General features: G+C 67.7%; 13 protein-coding genes. 9 read left to right on the forward strand and 4 right to left on the reverse strand.

Features of this window, described 5'->3' with window-relative positions:
* The first annotated feature begins 62 nt into the window (after positions 1-62).
* Positions 63-245: a 30S ribosomal protein THX gene (locus D0Y85_RS06290; RefSeq protein ID WP_025879339.1), complete on the forward strand. Its 183-nt coding sequence runs from the start codon at positions 63-65 to the stop codon at positions 243-245.
* An 84-nt stretch (positions 246-329) separates the two neighbouring features.
* Here the strand turns inward: D0Y85_RS06290 and D0Y85_RS06295 are convergent, their stop codons facing one another.
* The 3 genes from D0Y85_RS06295 to D0Y85_RS06305 all read right to left on the reverse strand — a co-directional run bounded on the left by D0Y85_RS06295 (position 330) and on the right by D0Y85_RS06305 (position 3,862).
* A complete protein-coding gene (locus D0Y85_RS06295; RefSeq protein WP_117309870.1) occupies positions 330-1,595 on the reverse strand; it encodes an ectonucleotide pyrophosphatase/phosphodiesterase in 1,266 nt (421 codons plus the stop codon).
* A 300-nt stretch (positions 1,596-1,895) separates the two neighbouring features.
* Positions 1,896-2,387: a methylated-DNA--[protein]-cysteine S-methyltransferase gene (locus tag D0Y85_RS06300; protein WP_117309871.1), complete on the reverse strand. Its 492-nt coding sequence runs from the start codon at positions 2,385-2,387 to the stop codon at positions 1,896-1,898.
* The gene (locus D0Y85_RS06305) at positions 2,384-3,862 is read right to left on the reverse strand and encodes a DNA-3-methyladenine glycosylase 2 (RefSeq protein WP_117309872.1); all 1,479 of its coding nucleotides are present in this window, start codon (positions 3,860-3,862) and stop codon (positions 2,384-2,386) included. Before D0Y85_RS06305 ends, D0Y85_RS06300 begins: the two co-directional genes overlap by 4 nt.
* 572 nt (positions 3,863-4,434) lie before the next feature.
* Here D0Y85_RS06305 and D0Y85_RS06310 point away from each other — a divergent pair.
* The 4 genes from D0Y85_RS06310 (at position 4,435) to ubiM (ending at position 7,863) form a co-directional block, all read left to right on the forward strand.
* The gene (locus D0Y85_RS06310; RefSeq protein ID WP_117309873.1) at positions 4,435-5,598 is read left to right on the forward strand and encodes a hypothetical protein; all 1,164 of its coding nucleotides are present in this window, start codon (positions 4,435-4,437) and stop codon (positions 5,596-5,598) included.
* 58 nt (positions 5,599-5,656) lie between these two features.
* Complete coding sequence (locus tag D0Y85_RS06315; protein WP_117309874.1) at positions 5,657-6,202, forward strand: DUF4019 domain-containing protein; 546 nt, start codon at positions 5,657-5,659, stop codon at positions 6,200-6,202.
* Between the two features lie 12 nt (positions 6,203-6,214).
* Entirely contained in the window at positions 6,215-6,604 is a 390-nt protein-coding gene (locus D0Y85_RS06320; protein ID WP_025877726.1) for an MAPEG family protein, read from the forward strand.
* Between the two features lie 80 nt (positions 6,605-6,684).
* On the forward strand, positions 6,685-7,863 hold the full coding sequence (gene ubiM / locus D0Y85_RS06325; protein WP_117309875.1) for a 5-demethoxyubiquinol-8 5-hydroxylase UbiM: 1,179 nt from the start codon (positions 6,685-6,687) through the stop codon (positions 7,861-7,863).
* Positions 7,864-7,878: 15 nt separating this feature from the next.
* Here ubiM and D0Y85_RS06330 read toward each other — a convergent pair whose 3' ends face one another.
* Positions 7,879-8,100, reverse strand: a complete 222-nt coding sequence (locus tag D0Y85_RS06330; protein WP_025877723.1) for an RNA-binding S4 domain-containing protein — start codon at positions 8,098-8,100, stop codon at positions 7,879-7,881.
* 270 nt (positions 8,101-8,370) lie between these two features.
* Here D0Y85_RS06330 and D0Y85_RS06335 point away from each other — a divergent pair, with 270 nt between their 5' ends.
* From D0Y85_RS06335 to D0Y85_RS06350, 4 genes are all read left to right on the forward strand, one after another.
* Positions 8,371-10,299, forward strand: a complete 1,929-nt coding sequence (locus D0Y85_RS06335; protein ID WP_117309876.1) for a DEAD/DEAH box helicase — start codon at positions 8,371-8,373, stop codon at positions 10,297-10,299.
* 188 nt (positions 10,300-10,487) lie between these two features.
* Entirely contained in the window at positions 10,488-12,911 is a 2,424-nt protein-coding gene (locus D0Y85_RS06340) for an EAL domain-containing protein (protein ID WP_117309877.1), read from the forward strand.
* Positions 12,912-13,654: 743 nt separating this feature from the next.
* Positions 13,655-15,319, forward strand: a complete 1,665-nt coding sequence (locus D0Y85_RS06345) for a GGDEF domain-containing protein (protein WP_117309878.1) — start codon at positions 13,655-13,657, stop codon at positions 15,317-15,319.
* Between the two features lie 34 nt (positions 15,320-15,353).
* The gene (locus tag D0Y85_RS06350; protein ID WP_117309879.1) at positions 15,354-16,076 is read left to right on the forward strand and encodes a pseudouridine synthase; all 723 of its coding nucleotides are present in this window, start codon (positions 15,354-15,356) and stop codon (positions 16,074-16,076) included.
* The last annotated feature ends 89 nt before the right edge of the window (positions 16,077-16,165 follow it).

The following is a 16,165-nucleotide window of genomic DNA, read 5'->3' on the forward strand; positions in this document are numbered from 1 at the left end:
CGGCCCCGCCGAACCCGTGTCAGTACGGGGTAACCAGATTTCACATTTGAGGAGTTGAAGACATGGGTAAGGGTGACCGCAAGACCGCCAAGGGCAAGCGCTACAACGCCAGCTACGGCAACGCCCGTTCGCACACCGCGAGCAAGGTCGCCGTAGGCGCCGCCGCCCCGGTTGCCAAGAAGACCGTGGCCAAGGCTCCGGCGAAGAAGGCTGTGGCCAAGAAGGCAGTGGCCAAGGCCGGCTGATCCGCCGACCGACCGGTCCAAAGAAAAACGCGGCGCTCGGCGCCGCGTTTTTTTTTTGACCGTGGCCAGGGCATGGCGCCGCGATCAGCGCAGGGTTTTCTGCAGCGTCTGCGCGTTGCCATCGTTGGCCGCTTCCGGCACCTGCAGCAGGTGCACCAGCAGCGGGTAGACGTCGACATTGTCGAAACCGTCGATCACCAGGCCTTGCCGGAATGAAGGGCCACGGGCGACGAACACCGCGCGCATCGACGGCAACGCGTTGTCGTAGCCATGTGAGCCGCGATCGGCGTGCTCGCGTTTGGCGATCTTCTCGCGCGTCAGCGCGTCCCAGCCTTCATCCATCTGGCAGACGATGGCCGGCACGCGCGGATGGGTGCCGTAATGCCAGCGCGCCGGCAGGTTCTCCTTCTTCCAGCATTCGTAGTGTGCGTGGCGACCGAGCAGGGCACGCTCGGCCTCTGCTTCGCGTCCCACCTCCGGCGCGAAGCCGACCGACTGGCCTGCGCTGACGTTGCGCGCGATGGCAGGGTCAATCATCGATTCGAGGGCGATCACCTGGCCCTCCGGCACCGACGCCATGCCGTGATCGGAGACCACTATCACGTTGGTGCTGTCGGCCAGGCCGTGCTGCTGCAGGCCATCGAGCACCTGGCCGATGACCTGGTCGGCATGCACGATGGCCTCGGTGTACTGCCTGGATTCGGGGCCAAAGTTGTGGCCGGCCTTGTCCACGTGCTCCATGTACAGCGTGGTCAGGCGCGGCGCATCGGCATCGGTCTGCGACAGCCAGTCGAGCACTGTCTGCGCACGCTGCTCCAGCGGTTCCTTGGCATCGTAAATGCGCCACTGGCTGGGCCGTGTACCCTGGATCTCGGCTTCGCTGCCCGGCCATGAGGTGGTGGCGGTGCGCACACCGACCTTCTCGGCACCGACCCAGATCGGTTCGCCGCCCCACCATCCGCTGGTGGTCACCGCAGCGCGGTCGTGCAGCGCGAAGCGACCGAGCGCGGCATCGTCCATGCTGTTGTTGATGATGCCGTGGTGGTCCGGACGCAGGCCGGTGACCAGTGTGTAGTGGTTGGGGAAGGTGAGCGAGGGATAGGACGGCGTCATCCAGCGCGCACGCACACCACCGTCGATGATCCGTTGCAGGTTCGGGGTTAGGCCGCGATCCAACGCATCGGCGCGCAGGCCGTCGATGGAGATCAACAGCAGCTTCGGCGGGCTGGCGGGCGGCGTATTCGCCTCCGCGGCAGGTGCAGCGATGGTTGTCGAAGGCGAAGGCGTGGTGGTGCATGCGGCCAGGGGCAGCAGCAGCGCCAGCGTGCAGGTCAGGCGTACGGAAGTCATCCGGCCATGATAATCCGCAGCAATGACGTACCCAAGACACGCCATCGCGCCTGTGGCGCGCTGGCGTGTCCACGCATTTCACCGTATCCCCGCGCCTTTGGCGCGCCCCCTTGAACAACAAGGGGGCTCTTCTCCAGACAGATTACGGATGCTTCCATCCACGCATGGCGTGGATCTACCGGAACGAATCAATCCGACACCGCCCCGACCACCCACGGATAGCCCGCTTTGGACGTTGATGTTGACGTTGACGTTGCTCTGGCTTGTAGCGGGTGCAGGGCGCAGCCCTGCCTCCAACCCTCATGCAAACAGCGGTGCCTGTCGCTGCTCCAGCCGCAACAAGGCCGCTTTGGTTTCCAGGCCGCCACCGAAACCGGTCAACGTACCGTTGCTGCCGATCACGCGATGGCACGGCAGCACGATCGGCAACGGATTGCGGCCATTGGCCGCGCCGACCGCACGGGTCGCCGTCGGCTGACCCAGCTGCTGCGCCAGCTGCAGATAGCTCCAGGTCTGGCCGAAGGGAATCAACGCCAGCGCGTGCCAGACGCGCAGTTGGAACGGCGTGCCATGCGGTGCCAGCACCAGGTCGAAACCGCTGCGCTCACCGTGCAGGTACTGCAGCAACTGTTCGCGCGCCTCCGGCAATGCGCCGGGCGTGTAATGCCAGTGCTCGCGGCCGCGCGCAGGATGGCGGTTTTCCGGGAACAGAACGTGGGCCAGGCCATTCTCATCCCCGGCGATGGTCAGTTCACCGATCGGTGTATCGAAGCGATCGAACAACAGGTTCATGAGGGTTCTCCAACGAACGTGCCGGACAGGTGCCACAGGTGCAGCACGGCATAGGCGCGCCATGGGCGCCATGATTGCGAACGGGCCTCGGTGGCGCGTTCGCTGAGGCGCTGGCCCTGCGCGTGGCCCAGCACCTGCTGCAGCACCAGGTCACCGGCGGGGAAGGCATCAGGCTGGCCGAGCCCACGCAGGGCAATGTACTGCGCCGTCCACGGGCCGATGCCGGGCAGGGCCACGCAGCGGGCGACGAATTCCTCCAGCGCCTGGCCCGGCCCGAAGTCCAGCTGGCCGCTGGCGCAGGCTGCGGCGAGGGCGCGCACGGTGGCGGCGCGGCTGCGTGGCAGGCCGATCGATTCCAGGGCCGCGTCGGCCAGTACGTCCGGCGCTGGAAACTGACGGTCGAATTCGGACGGCATGCCGGGCAGGTGCGCACCGTAGGCATCGACCAGCCGGCGCGCGAACGTGGTGGCCGCGGCCACGCTGACCTGCTGGCCCAGTACCGCGCGCACGCCTACCTCGAAGCCGTCCCATCCGCCTGGCACACGCAGGCCGGGGCGCTCGGCGATGCCGCGCGCCAACAGCGGTTCATCGCCCAGCGCTGCGTGCACCTGCTGCAGGTCGGCGTCCAGGTCGAACACACGGCGTACGCGGCGCACGATGTCCGGAATCAGGCGTGGGTCGACCGCGCCCAGTTGCAGGCGCAGCTCGGGCCGCTTCGGGTCGGCGGTGACGCGCAGCAGGGCGGGGCGCTCGGCTGTGCCCAGCACGCGCTGGTAACTGTCTTCACCGATCAGTTCGATGCCGGGCAGGCTGCGCTTGCGCAGGAAGGCCAGCATGCGGGGGAAATCCAGCGGCGGTCGATAGCCCAGGCGCAGCACCAGCCCGCCATCGTCGGCGGCCAGGGGATGGTGTTGGCGGCGCAGTACGGTAGGCGCCATGCCGCAGCCCTGCAGGAATGCCGTATTGAAGCGGCGCAGGCTGTTGTAACCAGCGGCCAGTGCCACGTCGGTCACCGGCAGCGTGGTTTCGGTCAGCAGTTGCTTGGCCAGCAGCAGGCGATGGGTCGCGTGGATCTGCCCTGGCGTTGCGCCCAGCCGTTCGACGAACAGGCGTTGCAGCTGGCGCGCGCTGAGGCCGATCTTTCCTGCCAGTTCGGCCACCGGCTGGTCCTGCAGGAAGCCGGCATGGATCAGCGCCAAGGCACGCTGCACGGCCTGTCCGGCCAGCGCCTGTTGTGCCAGCGGGGCCAGCTCGGGGCGGCAGCGCAGGCAGGGGCGATAGCCGGCCGACGCAGCAGCCGCTGCCGTGGGGAAATAGGTGATGTTGCGTGGCTTCGGTGGCGGCGCCGGGCACACCGGCCGGCAGTAGATGCCGGTGCTGCGCACGGCGGTGAAGAATACGCCGTCGAAGCGCGCATCACGGGCCAGGCGGGCACGATCGCAGGCGGCAGTGTCGAGGGCGAGTGCGGTATCCATGACGCCAGTCTAGGCGCCTGCGGGCGGTAGTACTCGCCATATTCGGACATGGATGCTGGAGGGGCCTGGCCGGGCTGCGCCCGGCACCCTCAGAGGCCTTCAAGCCAGGGCAGCAGCAAGGGCAACAGCAACAGCAACGGCAACGGCAACCGCGGGCTAGCCGTGGGATGGCGGGGTGGGTCCGGTTGCAGGGGACGCTGCAAGTACCCCTCCGGGGCCCGGCCCAGCCGCTGGCGGCTGTGCGTTCGGGCGCTTGCGAAGCAGTGCTTCGCAAGCAAAGCGCCCTCACCCCTGTAAGCTCGGTCGCGCCATCCATGGCGCTCACGCCCCTGCAACCGGACCCACCCCGCCTTCGACAGACTTCCGCGAACTGTCGAGATGGCATGGCCTGCTCTTGGTGGGTGTCGACCTTGGTCGACATGTAGATCCACGCAATGTGGGAGGGGATGTCGGATGACGCTGGGACAGGAAATGACAGGGTCAGAGGGTCAGAACAGGTTCAGTGGCGGGCGCTGAATGCGCGTCGTGGACGGGTAGACTGTGGTTCTTGCCTGTCTGAATCCGGTTGCCCGATGTCCGCCAAACTCCGCTGGTTGCCCCTGTTGTGCCTGGCCCTGGCGGGCTGCAGCCAGTTGGAGAACCCCGGCAACGTCACCGCTGCCGACAAGGCCACGCGGGCCCCGGCCAGCGATGGCGAAAACATGGTGTCGATCAATGCCGCCGATGCGCCGCCACCGCCGGCACCGGCACGCAGCCGGGCTGATCGGCCCTGGCCGCAGGCGCAGCTGGAAAACGGCAAGGCCTGGGTCAGCTGCACCACCGATTACGCCGGCGACGGCGGCGATGGTGTTGAGCTGGAAGGCCTGCAGCGCGAACAGCTGAAGCAGGCGCTGGCGCCGTGCGCCGAGCGTGGCCTGCTGCGCGTGCGCTACAACGGCAAGATCAACCCCGGGTTTGCCGAGATGATGTGGCGGCTGGCCGTGGTCGCCGACGAGCTGCAGATCCACAAGCGCATCCTGGATCTGGATTCCAGCGGTGGCCAGGTGGAATCGGCCATCGTTGCCGGCGACAGCATCGGCGAATCCGGCTGGACCATCTGGGTGCGCGAGGGCTCGATCTGCCACAGCGCCTGCGTGTTCGTGCTGGCTGCCGGCGACAACCGGCTGTTGACCGGCAAGGTCGGCATCCACCGCATGATGCGCATCAGTTCCAAGGCCACTTCGCGCGCAGAGCTCAACCGCGAGCTGCACGAGGTCTATGACAACGTGAAGGATTATCTGCAGCGCAATGGTGTGGCGGTGGGTGTGGCCGACCTGATGATGACCGTGCCCAACCGCAGCCTGCGCCTGCTGACGGCCGAAGAGCTTCGCCAGTACGGCCTGGACGGGACCAACGCCGTACAGGACGACCTGGAGCGGATCAAGCAGATGCGTACCTGCGGCGACGACTTCGTGCAGCGCAAGGATGCGTTCCTGGTGGCGTTCGACCAGCAGTGCAAGCGCGACGGTGCCGACATGGAATCGATCAACAGCTGTGGCCAGTCGCTGAAGCAGCGCTTCGGCTTCCCCGACCCGGTGTGCCCGGAGGAAAGCCCGCTGTCGGAGATCGACGTGGCTACGCTGCCCCCGGCACCGCCGGAGCAGCCGCCGGTGGCCGAGCAGCTGCCCGCGGCATCGGCGGCACCGGCGGCGCAGGCCGAGGCGGGTGAGGTGGAAGGCAGCGTGCAGGCGCGCTGACGGCCCACTCACTGCGCTGGCGTAGACTGCGGTTCTTTCCATCGAACCGGCGGTGTCCATGAAGCGCGTGCTCCTGCTGCTGTCCCTGTTGCCCCTGGCTGCACTGGCGCAAACGTCGGCGCCGGCCACGCCCGCACCGGCCCCGGCTCGCCCCGCGCCGAGCGCACCGACGGCCGCGAAGCTGGCCACTGCTGCCGCGCCCGCGCTGAGCCCGGCCCAGCAGGCGCAGGTGCAGAAACAGGACGCGGAAATGGGCAGTGCCGCATTGAAGGCCGCGCAACTGGTCGACGCCAATCGGGCCGGTGAGTTGTGGGACGGCGCCTCGGCGGTTGCCCGCCGCGCAGTGCCCAAGGCGGCCTTCGTCAGCCAGCTTGCGGCAGACCGCACGCGTCTTGGCGCGCTGGCCGGGCGTGGCCAGCCGACCATCACCCGCGTGAAATACGCTGCAGGTGCTGCCGTGCCCGAGGGCCTGTACATCAACGTCAGCTTCCCGACCCGTTTCGCCAACAGCGCGCAGCCGGTACGCGAGCTGGTGTCGTTCCGCTTCGACGAAGACCAGACCTGGCGCCTGGCCGGCTATAGCCTGCGCGCCTCCAGCCCCTGACGGAGATCGACGATGGCCACCGAACTGACGATGCTGGCGTGGGCGATGCTGCTGGGCTTCGTCTACATCTTTGCCGCCTCCACCGTGGTCACCCGCGAGCGCGGGATGAAATGGAACGCCTCCGCACGTGACGACTCGTCCAAGCCGCTGAGTCCACTGGCTGGACGACTGCAGCGGGCGCAATCCAACTTCTTCGAGACCTTCCCGTTCTTCGCCGCCGCTGCGATTGCGGTGGTGCTGGCCGGGCGTGGCAGCGACACCACCGCGCTGGCGGCGCAGGTCTACTTCTGGGCACGCGTTGTCTACCTGCCGCTGTACGCAGCCGGCGTGCCCTATGTGCGCAGCCTGGTCTGGCTGGTGTCGATCGTGGCGATCCTGGCGATGGTGTTCGCGCTGCTGTGACGCGCAGCTGATCCAGATCAAGGCCGGTCAGGCACGCAGCGCTATGCTGGCCGCGACTGGATCAACGGCAGGAGGCGCGCATGCGCAGGATGGACGTGGTGGTGGTCGGTGCCGGACCGGCCGGGCTGTGCTTTGCGCGCGCGCTGGCCAGCACTGGCCTGCAGGTGGGGCTGGTCGAGGCACAGCCGCGCCAGGCTCTGGCCGAGGCGGCCTTCGACGGCCGCGAAATCGCCCTGACCCATGCCTCGCGGCAAAGCCTGGAACAGCTTGGCCTGTGGCAGCGCCTGCCCGAAGCCGAGGTTGCCGAACTGCGCGACGCGCGGGTGCTGAACGGAGCTTCGCCCTTCGCGCTGACCTTCGCCAGCAGCCAGGTCGATGGCCAGCCGTTGGGCTGGCTGGTGCCCAACCATCTGATCCGCCGCGCGGCCTGGCAGGCGGTGCAGGGCCAGGACGGGCTGGAACTGTTCGATGGCCGCAAGGTGCAGGCGGTACGCGCCGACAGCCAGGGCCACGTGGTGCGCCTGGACGATGGCAGCGAGCTGCATGCGCGGCTGCTGGTATGTGCCGACAGTCGCTTCTCCGGCACCCGCCGCATGCTCGGCATCGGTGCGCAGATGCGTGACTTCGGCAAATCGATGCTGGTCTGCAGGATGCAGGTCGAGCGCGATCACCACCACACGGCGTGGGAGTGGTTCGGCTATGGCCGCACGATGGCGCTGCTGCCGCTCAACGAAGGACAGGCATCAGCGGTGATCACCCTGCCGCCGCGGCAGATCGAAGCGCTGCTGGCGATGGATGAGATCGCGTTCGGGGAGGCCATCAGCGGCTTCTTCGAACACCGCCTGGGACGCATGCAGCCGGTGGCCACGCCACAGGCCTATCCCCTGGTCGGGGTATATGCGCACCGCTTTGTCGGCGAACGTTCGGCACTGATCGGTGACGCCGCAGTGGGCATGCACCCGGTCACCGCACATGGTTTCAACCTGGGCCTGGCCAGCGCGCAGCGGCTGGCGCAGGGCATCGCCGAGCAGCAGCGACGTGGAGCGGACATCGCCGCGGCCGGCATGCTGGGCCGTTACCAGCGCGGGCATCGGCTGGCGGCGCGGCCGCTGTATGAAGCGACCAATGCGATTGCCAGCCTGTATACCGACGACCGCCGTCCGGCGCGCCTGTTGCGGGCGGCCGGGTTGCGGGTGGCGCAGGGGGTGGCACCGTTCCGGCAGTTGATTGCCGCCCACCTGACCCAGCGCGTGGCCTGACGGCCAAGCGGTGACTTACGCGGCGGCCAGGACGCGGATCTGGCTGTCGTTGAACTCGACCACCTGGCCTGCGCGGATCTTGCAGGCCTTGCGCAGCTCGACCTCGCCATCGACCAGCACCAGCCCTTCGCTGATGACCATCTTGGCTTCGCCGCCGCTGGTGACCAGGTCGGCCAGCTTCAGCAACTGCTTGAGTTCGACGTAATCGCCGTCGAGGTCGAATTCGAGGATCTGCATGGAACTGGGTTTCCTGGGGCAGGCGCTGCAGGACAGGGCCCGCGGCGGTAAAATGGGCATCTATTGTGCGCCACGGCGGGCCGTAACGGCGTGCCGGCGGTTTCCTGTACACCTTGTTCAGGCACAGTGCGGTATCATTCCGCTCTGAGCGAGTAAAACCTCAGCTCCAACCGAGCAGCGCCAGGGCACGCGATAAGAAGGGCGCCCAAAGCGCGGAAGCCCCCTTTTTTTTCGCCTGCCATGCTCGTGGCAGTGCCTTCGGAGTTCCCCATGTCCCAAGAAACCCAAGCGCAGCTGCAGTTCGCGCAGCTCGGCCTGTCCGATTCTGTCATGCAGGCTGTCACTGCCATCGGCTACGAAACGCCGTCGCCGATCCAGGCTGCCACCATCCCGGCGATGCTGGAAGGCCGCGACGTGCTGGGCCAGGCCCAGACAGGTACCGGCAAGACCGCGGCCTTCGCGCTGCCGGTGCTGTCCAACATCGACCTGCAGCAGATCAAGCCGCAGGCCCTGGTGCTGGCCCCGACCCGCGAGCTGGCCATCCAGGTTGCCGAGGCGTTCCAGTCCTATTCCTCGAAGATCCCCGGCTTCCGCGTGCTGCCGGTGTACGGCGGCCAGCCGTACGGCCAGCAGCTGTCGGCCCTGCGCCGCGGCGTGCACATCGTGGTCGGTACCCCCGGCCGCGTCATCGACCATCTGAACCGCAGCACGCTGGACCTGTCCGAGCTGAAGACGCTGGTGCTGGACGAAGCCGATGAAATGCTGCGCATGGGCTTCATCGACGACGTCGAAGCGGTGCTGAAGAAGCTGCCGGAGAAGCGCCAGGTCGCGCTGTTCTCGGCCACCATGCCGCCGGCCATCCGCCGTATCGCGCAGACCTACCTGAAGGACCCGGTCGAAGTCACCATCGCCAACAAGACCACCACCTCGGCCAACATCCGCCAGCGTTACTGGTGGGTGAGCGGCATGCACAAGCTGGACGCGCTGACCCGCATCCTGGAAGTGGAGCCGTTCGATGCGATGATCGTGTTCGCGCGCACCAAGGCCGGCACCGAGGAACTGGCCAGCAAGCTGCAGGCCCGTGGCCTGGCCGCCGCCGCCATCAACGGTGACATGCAGCAGGCCCAGCGTGAGCGCACCATCGCCATGCTGAAGGAAGGCAAGCTGGACATCCTGGTCGCCACCGACGTGGCCGCTCGTGGCCTGGACGTGGAACGCATCAGCCACGTGCTGAACTACGACATCCCGTACGACACCGAAAGCTACGTTCACCGCATCGGCCGTACCGGCCGTGCTGGCCGCAGCGGTGAAGCGATCCTGTTCGCCACCCCGCGCGAGAAGGGCATGCTGCGCCAGATCGAGCGTGCGACCCGCCAGCCGATCGAAGAAATGCAGCTGCCGAGCGTGGAAGCGGTCAACGACACCCGCATCAACAAGTTCACCTCGCGCATCACCGAGACCCTCGGCCAGGGCGGCCTGGACTTCTACCGCCAGCTGCTGGAGCGTTTCGAGTCCGAACAGAACGTGCCGGCCATCGAAGTGGCCGCCGCACTGGCGAAGATGATGCAGGGCGATACCCCGTTCCTGCTGCAGCCGCCGGTACGTGCACCGCGCGAAGAGCGTGCGCCGCGCGAGCGTTTCGAGCGCACTGAGCGCCCGGAACGTGGCGACCGCAACGAGCGCGGCCCGCGCTTCGAGCGTGGCCCGCGTCGTGACGATGCCGAGGGTGGCTTCGAGCAGCGCCCGCGCCGTGACGTGCCGCCGCGCGGTGCACCGGAGCAGGGCATGGAGACCTACCGCATTTCGGTCGGCCACCAGCATGGCGTGAAGCCGGCCAACATCGTCGGCGCCATCGCCAACGAAGCCGGCCTGGAAAGCCGCTTCATCGGTCGTATCGACATCCACGACGACTTCTCGCTGCTGGATCTGCCGGCACAGATGCCGTCGGACGTGCTGACCCACCTGCAGAAGGTCTGGGTGTCCGGCCAGCAGCTGCAGATGCGCCCGTTGGCCGCCGGTGAAGAGGTCAATCCGGCGCCGCGTCCGTTCAAGCCGCGCTTCGACAAGCGTGGTCCGGGCGGTCCGGGCGGCCCGGGAGCTCCGCGTCGCAGCGGTCCGGGTGGCCCCGGCGGCGACCGCGACAGCCGTCCGCCGCGTCGCGAGGGCTTCAACAAGCCACGTGGCCCGCGCAGCTTCTAAGCCGCATCAATGCAAGTGAACAACGCCAGCCTCCGGGCTGGCGTTGTCTTTTGCGCAGTGTCAGGCATGCTCGACCCGACCTGCCGATCACCGGCCGGGTCCGGTTTCGCATGGCCCACACATCTGCGGTTCTAGGCTGGCGCGGTTCCGTAGGAGATTGTCACCGCAGCACATTCGGGGGATCCAGGATGGGTAGGAGTGGCATGGACCAGCAGCGCCGACGGGTGCCGATGACCCGCGGGCTGGGACTGCGATTTGCGCTGTTGACGGGCATGGCGATCGGCTTGGTCGCGCTGTCAGCGGTGATCCAGGAACTGCAGGCGGCATCGACGGCGTGGATCGCCGGCCAGGGCTACTGGTCGCGGGGGCAGCAGGACGCCACCGCAGCGCTCAGCCGTTACCTGGCGCGTGGCCATCTGCAGGATCTGCAGGATGCCCAACGGGCACTGCAGGTTCCGTTGGGTGACCTGCAGGCCCGCAAGGCGCTGGAGCAACCCGAACCGGACGAGGCGGCAGCCCGCGCCGGTTTTCTGCGTGGGGGCAATGCCCGCGCGGACATTCCGCGGCTGATCTTCTCGTTCCGCCATGCGCGCAACGTCGGAGCCTTCCGCGAAGCCACCTGGTTGTGGCGGCAGACCGACGCAAACCTGCTGGCCATGCAATCGCTGGCGGAGGAACTGCAGCGGCGCCATGGCTCCGGACCGCTGGACGGGGCAGCCGTGGATGACTACCTGCAGCGGCTGCGTGGCATCGACCACCAGCTGCGCGGGCAGGCGCAGGCGTTCTCGCAGGCCCTGCTGCGCATGGCCCGCGCCGTGCGCATCGCAACCCTGGCCGTAGGCGGCTTGTCGGTGCTGCTGATCAGCTTGATGGCGGTGGCCCTGGCACGCCGGGTCGGCAAGGATCTGACCGAGCATGAAAGCCGTTTCCGTGCGGCGTTCTACCAGGCCAACGTCGGCATGCTCAAGCTGGATGCCGCTGGCCGGGTGGTGGAGGCCAACCAGGCGATGGCCGACATCCTCGACCATCGCCGGGACGTGCTGCTGCAGATGTCGCTGGCCGAGCTGCTGATGGAGGGCGAGCTGGTGATCGATGCGGGCGGCCGCATCGACTGGGAGCGCCAGCTGCGCCCGGGCGAGCTGCGCTTCCGGCGTCGCGATGGCAGCCTGGTGTGGGGGCGCTGGAGTGGTACCGGCGTGCGCACCGCCGGTGGCCGCCTGTCGGTGTTCGCCATCGTCGAGGATGTCAGCCAGAACCATGCCCTGGCACGTGAGATTGAGCACCACGCCAGCCATGACCCACTGACCGGCCTGATCAATCGTCGCGAGATCGAGCGTCTGCTGGAAAAATCGCTGCTGCAGGTCCGCTCCGACGGTGGGACCCATGCTTTGGGCTACATCAACCTGGACCACTTCAAGCTGGTCAACGACAGCTTCGGCCACGCGGCCGGCGACCAGATGCTGCGCAGTTTCGCCGAGTACCTGGTCGGCGCGGTGCGCGATGGCGACTGGGTCGGCCGCCTGGGGGCGGACGAGTTCGCGGTGTTCCTTGCCCGCGCCAACCAGGATGAAGCCAAGCGGGTGCTGCAGCGACTGATCCGCAACCTGGGCCAGGCCACGTTCCCGGTCAGCGAGGGCAGCCCCCAGTTGAGCTGCAGTGTCGGCGTGGTCGAAGTGACAGCCGAGGCGCCGGACGTGAACTGGTTGATGAGCGCGGCCGACAGCGCGTGCTATGCGGCCAAGCAGGCCGGTCGCAACCGCGTGCATTGCTTCAACGAAAATCGGCTGGCGCTGGAGGAGCGACGGCTGGAGGCTGAACGCCTGCAGGGCGTCAGTCGCGCCATGGCCGAGAACCGGATGCTTTTGTATGCGCAGCGCATCGCCAAGGTCGGCGATCCGTCCTACCTGCACTACGAGGTGCTGGTGCGCATGCGTGACAGTGACGGCGTGCTGCACCTGCCGGGCCAGTTCATGCCCGCGGTGGAGCGCTACGGCATGGCGGTGGTGTTGGACCGGCACGTGCTCGGCCTGCTGTTCCGCCACCTGCAGGTGTGCCCGGCGCACGTGCGGCAGCTGGGCCTGTGCAATGTGAATGTATCGGCCCAGTCGATCGCCGAGCCGGGATTCCTGGCCTTCGTCTGCGACCTGCTGGAGCGCAACCGCGCGCTGGCGTCCAAGCTCTGTTTCGAGATCACCGAAACGGCGGCCATCGGTAACCTGAGCCAGGCGCGTGCCTTCATCGACGCGGTCAAGGCGCGCGGCTGTCGGGTGGCGCTGGACGACTTCGGCTCGGGCCTGTCCTCGTTCGGTTATCTGCGGCAGCTGTCGGCGGACATGCTGAAGATCGATGGTGCGTTCGTGCGCGACATGGACACCGATCCGGTCAGCCGGGCCAGCGTGCGTGCGATCAGCGAGCTGGGCCGCGAACTGCAGATGGAGGTGGTGGCCGAGTGGGTGGAGACCACCGAAATTGCCGAGGCGCTTGCCGGGATGGGCGTGCAGGGGCTGCAGGGGTATGCCATCGAACGGCCGCAGCCGCTGGAACGGCTGACCCTGGCTGACCTGCGACCGATGCGGTTGGCCGGTACGCAGGGGCCATCGGCTGTCGGCTGAAGGTGCTGCGGCCGGGCGGCGCCCGGCACCCGCAGTAGTGCCGGCCGCTGGCCGGCAACCTCAGCGGCAACAGCAACAGCAACAGCAACAGCTGCATTCCGTGGGATGGCGGGGTGGGTCCGGTTGCGGGGGACGCCGCAAGTACGTCCCTGTAGGCTCGGTCGCGCCATCCATGGCGCTCACGCCCCGCAACCGGACCCACCCCGCCTTCGACAGATTCCGGCTGCTGTTGGTGGGTGTCGACCTTGGTCGACACGTAGATCCACGCCATGCGTGGATGACATCCAATCCATTCATTGATTTCGAAACGGTATGAACATCCATCCACGCACGGCGTGGATCTACCAGATGGCGGGACACTGTCAGGGGTGGGGCGGTATGGGCAGGCAGGACCGTTGGCGCCATGGGCCCGAGGCATGCCCTCGGGCGGGTTGGGCAGGACGCCCAACCCCGGTCTTGCCGTGTGCGCAGGACGGCGCACACGAGCAAGGCGCCATCGAGCTCCATGGATGGGTTTACGGCGTGTCCTGCCTGCCCATACCTCCCCGCCCAGCTCGGTAGCCCGCTGCTGCTGTTGCTGTTGAGGTTGCCGGCCAGCGGCCGGCGCTACAGCGGGTGCCGGGCGGCAGCCCGGCCAATACCCCCGCCACTTTGGTCTACACATCGGTGGTGCATTCCGCTGCGATAATGCCGCCAGGGGCGACGCGCAGTGGGCGCGGACGTAAGCAGGAACAGGACGTGGCGTGGGCGGCAGGCAGGTGGGTTTGGAAACAGGGGCGGTGCTTGTCCTGCTGCTGGTGTGGTTGGCGTTGCCGTGGTTGGGCCATGCGCGCAGCGTCGACGCTGGCCGCGATTACCTTCTGGTCGGCACCGCGACAGCCGAGCCTACGCCCCATCGCGCGTGCACGCCGGAGATGCTGGCCGGGCCGCGCCAGCAGACACGGGTGGATGCACCGCCGGAAGGCTGGTCCGGGCAGCCGCAGGCGCTGGATGTCTTCAACATCTTTGCCGGCGAAGTGCGGCTGCAGCACGGTGATCGTGAGATCTGCGGCAACATGCAGGATGCGCGCACCCGCGATTCGCGCTTCCGTGCGGGCATCGGCATGGTGGCGGTTCCCGCTGCCGGCAGCCACGAACCCTTTCTGGTCTCCTGGCAGACGCCGCTGAAGGCGCGCTGGGTTCCGACATTGCAGCTGGGTGCGCCCAGCCCGGTGCAGCAGAACGACACCGCCAGGCTGCTGGTGCGCGCCGCATGCATTGCCGTGGCAATCGCGTTGGCGCTGTCGGCGCTGATGGCCTACCTGACCACCCGTGACCGCAGTTTCCTGATCTACATCGGCGCCACCCTGGTGCTGGTGCTGTGGCAGTCGATCCTTGGCGGTCTCAGCGGCTATCCCGAACCCTGGTTGCGCGTCGGCGGGCGCGGTGACGGGTGGCTGCTGGCGCTGACTGCGGCCACCCAGGCACTGGTGCTGCCGGCGCTGTGGCGCCTGAACGGCGGCGACCGCATGCTGCCACGTTCGCGCGTGGGCCAGCAGCTGGTGTTGTGGTCCCTGCTGGCGTTGGCGGCCCTGGTGCCGTGGTTGCAGCGCGATGGCCTGGGCGTGGTCGCACAGGTCCTGCAGGGGACGTTCGTCATCGGCTGTGCGCTGTCGTTGGCGATGGGCATCTGGGCCCGGTTGCGCGGCGATGTCTGGTCGCTGGCCGGATTGGCCGCACTGGTGCCGATGCTGGTGCTGATCGTGGCCGACGCCGCCAGTGCGCACTGGTTGATGGCGTACCGGGTGGAAGCCCTGCAGCTTGCAGTCACCTGGCTGCTGATGATGGCGGCCTACGCGCTCAACCTGCGCCTGGGCCGGCTGCGCCAGCAGCGCGACGAAATGCGCCAGCTCGCCGAGACCGACATGCTGACCGGCCTGCCCAACCGCCGCGCCGGCCTGCAGCAGCTGGCCCAGCATCTGCAGGGCGGCGACCGTGAGAGGGGGCCGCTGGTGATCGGCTTCCTCGATATCGATCTGTTCAAGGACATCAATGATCGCCATGGGCATGAGATCGGCGACCAGGTGCTGATGGCCGTGGCCCGCGCGCTTCGCGCCGCTGTCCGCAGCGAGGACCAGGTGGTGCGGATGGGCGGCGAGGAGTTCCTGCTGCTGTTGCCGGGCATGCCGCGTGAGGTTGCGGCCACCCGCCTGGAACGCCTGCGCCAGCGCATCACCGAGGCCTGCCGGGACCTGCAGGTGCCCGGTCTGGAGGTGACCGCGAGCATTGGAATGGCGCAGTGGCGGCCGGCGGATGATGATCTGGCCGCACTGCTGCGGCGCGCCGACCACGCCATGTACGTGGCCAAGCGCAGTGGCCGCAACCGGGTGTTCGATGGAGAAACCGAAGCGCCGTTGACCACGGCATGAGGCGGGAAGGGCGGTGATGCCGGATAATGGGGCGATGACCAGCCGACTCAACAAATACATCGCCGACACCGGCTTCTGCTCCCGACGCGAGGCCGATCGCCTGATCGCCGCCCGCCGGGTCACCGTCAATGGCCATGCCGCCGGCACCGGCGCGGTGGTCGGTGAGGACGACAAGGTGCTGGTCGACGGCCAGCCGTTGCGCGTGCGCACTGCCCGCAAGCCGGGCGCCCGCCGCCACGTGTACATCGCGCTGAACAAGCCGGTGGGCGTGACCTGCACCACAGAAAGCACGGTGAAGGGCAACATCGTCGACTTCGTCGGCCACGAACAGCGCATCTTCCCGATCGGCCGCCTGGACAAGGAATCCGAAGGCCTGATCCTGATGACCAGCAACGGCGACATCGTCAACCAGATCCTGCGTGCCGAGAACGGCCACCAGAAAGAATACCTGGTGGCGGTGAACAAGCCGGTCACCGACGAGTTCCTGCGCGCGATGGCCCGTGGCGTGCGCATCCATGACCAGATGACGCTGCCGTGCAGGACCTCGCGGATCGCCAAGTTCGGTTTCCGCATCATCCTGCAGCAGGGCCTGAACCGGCAGATCCGCCTGATGTCGGCCGAGTTCGGCTACCGCGTGACCCAGCTGCGCCGCGTGCGCATCGACAACATCAAGATCGGTGCACTGAAGCCGGGCCAGTGGCGCAACCTGACCGAGCAGGAGCTTCACGGCCTGTTGCCGCAGCAGCAGGACTGGTAAGCAACGGGTGGTAGTGCCGGCCGCCGGCCGGCAACTGCACGGTGCTGGCAATGAACATCAGGGAGCCGACCAACGGCCGGCACTACCGG

The sequence above is a fragment of the Stenotrophomonas sp. G4 genome (assembly GCF_003428825.1).
Taxonomy (GTDB): Bacteria; Pseudomonadota; Gammaproteobacteria; order Xanthomonadales; family Xanthomonadaceae; genus Stenotrophomonas; species Stenotrophomonas indicatrix.

Coding starts and splice junctions, on each gene's coding strand:
- D0Y85_RS06290 (WP_025879339.1), top strand. CDS start 63: ATGGGTAAGGGTGACCGCAAGACCGCCAAGGGCAAGCGCTACAACGCC.
- D0Y85_RS06295 (WP_117309870.1), bottom strand. CDS start 1,595: ATGACTTCCGTACGCCTGACCTGCACGCTGGCGCTGCTGCTGCCCCTG.
- D0Y85_RS06300 (WP_117309871.1), bottom strand. CDS start 2,387: ATGAACCTGTTGTTCGATCGCTTCGATACACCGATCGGTGAACTGACC.
- D0Y85_RS06305 (WP_117309872.1), bottom strand. CDS start 3,862: ATGGATACCGCACTCGCCCTCGACACTGCCGCCTGCGATCGTGCCCGC.
- D0Y85_RS06310 (WP_117309873.1), top strand. CDS start 4,435: ATGTCCGCCAAACTCCGCTGGTTGCCCCTGTTGTGCCTGGCCCTGGCG.
- D0Y85_RS06315 (WP_117309874.1), top strand. CDS start 5,657: ATGAAGCGCGTGCTCCTGCTGCTGTCCCTGTTGCCCCTGGCTGCACTG.
- D0Y85_RS06320 (WP_025877726.1), top strand. CDS start 6,215: ATGGCCACCGAACTGACGATGCTGGCGTGGGCGATGCTGCTGGGCTTC.
- ubiM (WP_117309875.1), top strand. CDS start 6,685: ATGCGCAGGATGGACGTGGTGGTGGTCGGTGCCGGACCGGCCGGGCTG.
- D0Y85_RS06330 (WP_025877723.1), bottom strand. CDS start 8,100: ATGCAGATCCTCGAATTCGACCTCGACGGCGATTACGTCGAACTCAAG.
- D0Y85_RS06335 (WP_117309876.1), top strand. CDS start 8,371: ATGTCCCAAGAAACCCAAGCGCAGCTGCAGTTCGCGCAGCTCGGCCTG.
- D0Y85_RS06340 (WP_117309877.1), top strand. CDS start 10,488: ATGGGTAGGAGTGGCATGGACCAGCAGCGCCGACGGGTGCCGATGACC.
- D0Y85_RS06350 (WP_117309879.1), top strand. CDS start 15,354: ATGACCAGCCGACTCAACAAATACATCGCCGACACCGGCTTCTGCTCC.